We start from the raw sequence: 1,300 nt of genomic DNA, 5'->3' as shown, positions 1-1,300 counted from the left end.
AGGGCGATGCGCATCTGCTCGGCCTCACCATCGACGAACACTGCCCGATCGTGAACACGCCGCTGCGGCAGCTGTCGGATCTGTTCTCGACCCTGCGTGCCGTGGTGGTGGGCATCCGCCGCGAGGGCACGCTCTTCGCGCCCGAGCCCGGCGACCAGCTTTTCGTGGGCGATTCCTGCTATGTCATCAGCCACGGCGACGACGTGCGCCGGACGCTCGAGATCTTCGGCAAGTCGCAGCGCAAGCAGGAGCGCGTCGTGGTGATCGGCGGCGGCAATGTCGGTCTCGCCGTGGCGAGCGCCCTCGAGAAACGCACCGAGCGCATCCGCGCCAAGGTCATCGAGCGTGACCGCAAGCGCGCCGAGATCGCCGCCGACGCGCTCGAGCGCACCATCGTGCTGCACGGCGACGGGCTCGACAGCGCGCTGCTGGCCGAGGCGGGCATCGACCGCGCCGACGCGGTGCTCTGCGTCACCGACGACGACAAGACCAACATGCTCGCCGCCGTGCGCGCCAAGGCCGAGGGCTGCCCCATGGCCATCGCGCTGGTCAACGACCCGACGCTGATCCCGCTGATGGAGCCGCTGGGCGTCGCCGCCTGGATCAACCCGCGCGCCACCACGGTGAGCTCGATCCTGCGTCACATCCGCCACGGGCGCGTGCGCTCGGTCTACTCGATCGGCGACGCCGAGGCCGAGGTGATCGAGGCCGAGGTGCTGTCGACCTCGTCGATGGCGGGCAAGCTGGTGCGCGACATTGACTTCCCCGAGGGCGTGCTGATCGGCGCCGTGCGAAAGGGCGACAAGGTGGTCAAGATCGCCGGCGACCTGCGCATCGAGGACGGCGACCGCGTGGTGATCTTCGCCCTGACCAAGGATGTGCGGGAGGTCGAGCGCCTGCTGCAGGTCTCGATCGACTTCTTCTGACCGATGCGCACCCTCTACCGCATGCCGCTCTTCCTGTTGCTGACGGGAATTGCCAGCGCCTCGATGATGCTGCCGGCGGCGGTGGCGCTGGCCGAGGAAGAATTCCACGACGCGCGCAGCTTCTTCTACGCGGCCATCGTCGGCACCGTGCTGACCGCGCTGGTGGCCATCGCGCAGGCCACGCGGCGGCACAACCGCTCGGCCTCGCGCCAGCTCTTCGCGCTGATGGGCGCCTTCGTGTTCCTGCCGGCGCTGCTGGCTGTGCCGTTCCACGAGGCGGTGCGCACCACCACTTTCATGAACGCCTTCTTCGAGATGGTCTCGAGCCTCACCACGACCGGTGCCACGCTCTTCGACCCGTCGCGCCTGTCCTC

Annotated in this window: 1 protein-coding gene and 1 pseudogene; both read left to right on the top strand. The window is 68.8% G+C overall.

The window, feature by feature from the left end; translation table 11 throughout:
• On the top strand, nucleotides 1-926 hold a 926-nt coding region (trkA, locus tag HC022_RS26745), incomplete at its 5' end, for a Trk system potassium transporter TrkA (protein WP_167454399.1).
• A gap of 3 nt (nucleotides 927-929) precedes the next feature.
• Nucleotides 930-1,300, top strand: a pseudogene (locus HC022_RS26740) (TrkH family potassium uptake protein); the annotation flags it as partial.

Origin of the sequence: Salipiger sp. HF18 (genome assembly GCF_011806505.1) — a bacterium.
In the GTDB taxonomy this organism is placed as follows: domain Bacteria; phylum Pseudomonadota; class Alphaproteobacteria; order Rhodobacterales; family Rhodobacteraceae; genus Salipiger; species Salipiger thiooxidans.
Note: the sequence above shows the minus strand (reverse complement) of the source record. Positions and strands in the feature narration are given on the sequence as shown.